The organism is Propioniciclava soli, from assembly GCF_014858005.1.
In the GTDB taxonomy this organism is placed as follows: Bacteria; Actinomycetota; Actinomycetes; order Propionibacteriales; family Propionibacteriaceae; genus Propioniciclava; species Propioniciclava soli.
Genome location: NZ_JACYOT010000065.1, coordinates 1 through 328, shown reverse-complemented (window position 1 = coordinate 328; position 328 = coordinate 1). Strand labels below are relative to the sequence as shown.

1 protein-coding gene is annotated in these 328 nt (G+C 49.4%); it reads left to right on the top strand.

All coding sequences use genetic code 11. The features are described from left to right. Window positions 1–22: 22 nt before the first annotated feature. A partial coding sequence (locus tag IFY26_RS17595) for a hypothetical protein (RefSeq protein WP_232550305.1) occupies window positions 23–328 on the top strand: 306 nt, incomplete at its 3' end.

Below are 328 nucleotides of genomic sequence, written 5' to 3'. Positions count from 1 at the left end.
GTAAGAATCTACCCTGAGCGAAATGGCTAGAGCATTAGTGCTGTTGTCGGTGGTGCTGGTTAGTTTGTTGGTGAACCAGGGGACGGCCTCAGAGAACCAGCGGCTCTTCAACAACGCAGTCATACGTGTTCAACACCTGCACCAGCTGGCTGCAAAAATGATTAACGACTTTGAGGACAACCTGTTGCCTGAGGAACGCAGACAGCTGAGTAAAATCTTTCCTCTGTCTTTCTGCAACTCTGACTCAATTGAGGCGCCCACTGGAAAAGATGAAACGCAGAAGAGCTCTATGTTGAAGCTCCTTCGCATCTCTTTCCGCCTCATTGAG